Source organism: Streptomyces sp. NPDC000880, from assembly GCF_053599675.1.
On sequence record NZ_JBSFMS010000224.1, the window covers coordinates 1 to 4,498 of the forward strand.

General features: G+C 66.6%; 3 protein-coding genes and 3 pseudogenes. 3 read left to right on the plus strand and 3 right to left on the minus strand.

Features of this window, described 5'->3' with window-relative positions; translation table 11 throughout:
• Positions 1-93: 93 nt before the first annotated feature.
• Positions 94-525 carry a hypothetical protein gene (locus ACWDO5_RS35310; RefSeq protein ID WP_450534620.1) on the minus strand — a complete coding sequence of 144 codons (432 nt, stop codon included), beginning with the start codon at positions 523-525 and terminating at the stop codon, positions 94-96.
• A gap of 1,200 nt (positions 526-1,725) precedes the next feature.
• On the opposite strand from ACWDO5_RS35310, the pseudogene ACWDO5_RS35315 reads away from it, so the two are divergent.
• Together ACWDO5_RS35315 and ACWDO5_RS35320 are read left to right on the plus strand one after the other, a co-directional pair.
• Positions 1,726-2,153, plus strand: a pseudogene (locus ACWDO5_RS35315) (helicase associated domain-containing protein); the annotation flags it as partial.
• A 511-nt stretch (positions 2,154-2,664) separates the two neighbouring features.
• Positions 2,665-3,270, plus strand: coding sequence for a class I SAM-dependent methyltransferase (locus ACWDO5_RS35320; protein WP_450534621.1), 606 nt, complete (start codon positions 2,665-2,667; stop codon positions 3,268-3,270).
• Positions 3,271-3,308: 38 nt separating this feature from the next.
• Here ACWDO5_RS35320 and ACWDO5_RS35325 read toward each other — a convergent pair.
• Both ACWDO5_RS35325 and ACWDO5_RS35330 read right to left on the minus strand, forming a co-directional pair.
• Positions 3,309-3,401 (minus strand): annotated as a pseudogene (locus tag ACWDO5_RS35325) (RacP protein); the annotation flags it as partial.
• Positions 3,402-3,403: 2 nt separating this feature from the next.
• A pseudogene (locus ACWDO5_RS35330) lies at positions 3,404-3,592 on the minus strand (DUF6192 family protein); the annotation flags it as partial.
• A 171-nt stretch (positions 3,593-3,763) separates the two neighbouring features.
• Between ACWDO5_RS35330 and ACWDO5_RS35335 the strand changes: the two are divergent.
• Positions 3,764-3,943 carry a hypothetical protein gene (locus ACWDO5_RS35335; RefSeq protein ID WP_450534622.1) on the plus strand — a complete coding sequence of 60 codons (180 nt, stop codon included), beginning with the start codon at positions 3,764-3,766 and terminating at the stop codon, positions 3,941-3,943.
• Positions 3,944-4,498 lie beyond the last annotated feature (555 nt).

Sequence of the window (4,498 nt, forward strand, 5' to 3'; positions counted from 1 at the left end):
GCGGATACCACCTGCCCATCCACGGCCACCGACCCGAAACCGGCTCAGAAACCGGTCAGAAGATCACTCTCAAACCACGCCGGTGGATCGAGGCTAAGGCCGACCCGGTGGGCGGGGTGACGCCAGATGCCCGCGTGCGGGGGTAGCCACTTCGCTCAGTGCCGCGTCTATCCACGCTCCGGCTGCGGTGTTGGTCAGGACGTCGGCCATCCGTTCGGTGAGGGCAAACGCGCAGGTGCGTTCCCAGATTGGGCGTACAGCAAGATCGGCGGGCGGCTGCCAGTCCAGTGCGTGGTCGGGCAGGTCAGGGAAGTGCTTATGCGCCTCCTTAGCGGCATCCGGGATCCCGGAATTCACGAGGTGGTCCATCGCCGTGGTCACGTTCCCGACGGCCATGTGGAGCCGGGCAAGAAGCTGCTCCGCCTCGCGTTCGTTTCCCCAGCTGCCCAGTGCCACCGCCCGCCTCCGGTACTGCAGCAGGTCCTGGCGGGCCCCGTGGTACTTCTCGCGCAGCAGGTCGAACATCGCGGAGGCACGTGGGTTGGACGTCGTTGGGAGCACGCTGTCGCTGCTGGCCTGCCGCAGGACGCGCTCGAAGGCGTGGACGTCAAGGATCTTGGAACGCTCCTGCGTTGTCGTGGCATGGCGGCTGAGTACCAGGCGCTGGGCCGCGAGCCACTCCTCGGCGTCCCGGTGGGTGCGGGCGGCGAGTGCGTGTCGACAGCGTCGTAGTAGCCGTCCACAGCACCTGCCCCGTCGCCATTGATCACCAGGTAGCGGGCACGCCGCGCAGCGAGCAGACCGCGCACTGCGAGGGGTAGGTGTGGCGTGCCGTACGGTGTAGTTCGCGCCATGCTGTACCGGTGGCGTCGGTGTCGGCGAGGCAGGCGCGTGTAGCCGTGCCGTGTCCAGATGCCCGGGCGTCCCGGCTTCGGCGATTGCCTCGAGAACGTGTGCTCGCTGTGTCACCAGCTCCGGCCGGCGGGCTGCCGTCGCGTGTTCGGCGAACAGGGCTGCCGCGAGCTGCACGCTGGGGTCGTCGGGAGCCTGCTGGTCGAGAATGTCCGTGACGTCGTCGAGCGTGACGTGGTGCTCGAACTCGAACTCGGCGAGACATCCGAAGGTGTTGATGCTGCGGGTCAGGGCGTCGTCGGCCTCGACCTGCTCGTCAGCCAGCCGGACGATGACCTGGCGCGCCTGGAAGACCGGTCCGTCCCTCTACCGAAGGCCGGCGGACCGCGCGTAGTCCCTCCGCTTGTCTCTCCGGGGCCTCTATTGAGTGCGCTGCCTGCCACAAGGGCGGGCATCTGCGTGCGGGCCCGGCATCCCCGCCGCCACCTTCCTCAAGATGCCTCAACACTCGTAGGCACCTGGATTAGACAAGAACGCGGCCACCAGTCCCGTGTCTACTGCTGCACGAGAGATGGGAAGCACTGACAGCTTCCATCCAGCCAGAGCCCCCGCCCGCATGCCATGGAAGGCGGTCTCGATGACCATCCTTAAGGCGGACCAGTACGAGTGAGCAGCATTCGCTCAAACTGAGCAACGGCACTAGCGATCATCGCCAACGACACAAAACTGCAGATCAGATGCCGCGATCTCGGCGCTGTAGAGCGTAGGACGGAAGCCCCTTCCACTCACTCCCTCACCACAAGAGCTCGCTAAAGATGAGCAACTCGAGGTCACAGCACTAGGAATTGCTCACCCACCTCGGTCCACGACAGCAAGGAGCAGCTGGACGCCGAAGGGATGGTCTGGGAGCCGGGAGACGAAGCCTGGGAGACCAAGCTCGCCGCGCTCCGCTCGTACCGACGTGCACACGGGCACATGGCACCCCGGCAGGACGCCGTATGGGGCGAGGGAAACAACGAGCTCGTGCCCATCGGCCAGCTGATGGCCAACGTGCGGAGGAAGGGCGGACTCGGTAAAGACGCGGAGCGGCCCGAGGAACGCGCGGAGCAGCTCACCGCCATCGATGAGGACTGGAACTGCCCCTGGCCGCTGGACTGGCAGCGGCACCACCGCGTGCTCGCCGACCTGGTCGACGCCGACGGCGTGCTGCCCGAGATTCAGCCCGGGGTGCTGTTCGAGGGTGATGATCTGGGGCGCTGGCGGCAGCGGCAGGCAACTGGGCGCAGCTCTCCACCGAGCAGCCTCGTACCGGCCAGCAGCATGTTCCAAGAGCTTCTGCAGGCCCTGGACACGACTGCTTGGGCCGCAGTCCTGACAGGGCAGGAATCCGCATCAGCGGACGGAACAACCAGACACCGGATGACCAGCACGAACACCGAACCGTGGTACCGATCGGCAACACACTGGCTCTGGCGATTCGTCAAAAACACCAGCACGAAACCCGCAACCGCTGCCAGCAGCACGACACCAGCCGTCACCATCCCGACCAGGGACAACACCACTCCGGGGCCACTGACACATCAACACCGAAGAAACACCGACAAACCGATGCACATCATCAGTCGTCGACAAGAACGGGGCTCCCGTGGGCACCAGCGTCCTGCTGACTTCTGACGAGCCTCCACCCGGCCAGGACCGGAGCCAGATGAATCAATGAGTATCACCACGCTGCCTGATCTCGTGGGGTCGCCGCAGATCACAGGACTGAATCGCATTTTCGAGCGGCCGCACGGTCGGCCTATGCTTGCCGTCATGAGCCGTTGGGAGGAGCTGACCGGGGGGACGTCCGGGGAGGACTACGCCGCGCGATTCGCGGCCCTGGCCGGTAGCGGGAAAGACATGCACGGCGAGGCGCGGTTCTGCGCGGCGCTCGTGCCTGCCGGAGCGCGGGTGCTGGACGCCGGGTGCGGTACCGGACGGGTCATGATCCGGCTCGCGGAGCTCGGGTACGACTGTGTCGGGGTGGATCTTGATGCGTCCATGCTGGCGGTGGCGCGGAAGGAGGCGCCAGGACTGCCCTGGTTCCAGGCCGATCTGGCCGGATTCGACCCGGCCGTGCTCGGTATCGCCGCGGACTTCGATCTCGTGGTCGCCGCAGGCAACATCTTCCCGCTACTCGCCCGTGGCACCGAGGCCGCAGTGGTCGGGCGCCTGACCGCGGCCCTGCGCCCGGGCGGTCTGATCGTCGCCGGCTTCGGCCTGGACGAGGCCCACCTGCCGGTGCCGCCCAGCATCACTCTGCCGGAGTACGACGCCTGCTGCGCCGCGGCCGGCCTCACCTTCATCGACCGCTTCGCCACCTGGGACGCCGACCCTTACGACGACGGCGGCTATGCCGTCAGCGTCCACCGCCGGTGAGGTTCAGTGCGTGACTTTCGGCACCCTACAGGCCCGGCGAGCCGGGCCGGCCGTGCCTCGAACAGGACGAACCGGACGGTGTCGGCGTGCCGTTCCGCGGCGGCGGACCTGCGCTGGGAGGCGCAGGGCACTGTTACTCGCCTTGCAGGAGTCGGGCCAGCTCGCCGTCGACGTCGACTGCCCGGTGTCGACCGCCGTCTCGATCCAGTCGAGCGTCGCTGCCGAGCTGCCGGTCGCGCAGGCCCGGGACGGCCCGGCCGGCCGCTGCGACGAATGCGTGGCAGGCGGTGACCAGGTCCAAGAACTCCACGAGGTGGTCGATCTCGTGGTGGATCAGGCGGGCCAGCCCGCGCTGGTAGACCGTGGTCACCTTGGTTGGTGGTCTCCACCGTGATTCGCAGCGGTCGGGGGGACCAGGCCGCGGACGTCGAAGAAGCTCAGGCCCCCCTCGTACTGTTCGTCCATCTCGTCGGAGCGGGCGGTGATGCTCGGGTTGAGCAAGACGATTGAGGCCTCAAGCGGCCGGGCGAGGCCACTCCTGCACGCCGCCGCCCTCTACCACCACGGCGACGGCCACCCACCCGAGACCGCTCTCTACCCCCTTATCACCGCCCGGAACGGCACCGACTCACCACCTGCGCCGAGCTGGTTCACCTACGCCTCCCCCAGCTGACCAGCGCAAACAGCAAGCCGTGATACCGATCGCCACCACAATGACCTGGCAATCCGTCAAAAATGTCAGCGCGACATCGGCAACCACTGTCAGCCGCACAACACCAGCCAGCCCCGGCCTGACCAAGGCCGCCCCCACCCTGAATCACTGACACACCGACGCTGAATCTCCACCGACAAACCGACGCACATCATCACCCGACCGACTCAACCCGGGACCCATGCGGGCACCCCCCGGGAGCGCTTCGAGCGACTACAGACTCGGCGCCACCTACACCCGCAACTTCAGCAACACCCTTCAGTACCCAATCGGCACTACAACTTCAGTAAAAAGCCCACACTCCGCAAACCGCCCGGCCAGCAGACACAACATCCGCTGCAATCCAAACGCCAACCCACTGAAGAAAAACCGCCGAACATCACCCAGGCCGGATCGGCGAGGGTGCCCAGGAGCTCGGGTGGGGTCTATCAGGAATTAGGTGTGATTCGTCTGTTTGGCCTACGGGTCTTTCGGTGGGCTGATCGGCCTACACTCGTCCGGCCGTAAGGCGGCCGT

Bases quoted from the DNA above. Each gene is read 5' to 3' on its own strand.
- ACWDO5_RS35320 (WP_450534621.1), top strand. From the start codon at position 2,665: ATGAGCCGTTGGGAGGAGCTGACCGGGGGGACGTCCGGGGAGGACTAC.
- ACWDO5_RS35310 (WP_450534620.1), bottom strand. From the start codon at position 525: ATGTTCGACCTGCTGCGCGAGAAGTACCACGGGGCCCGCCAGGACCTG.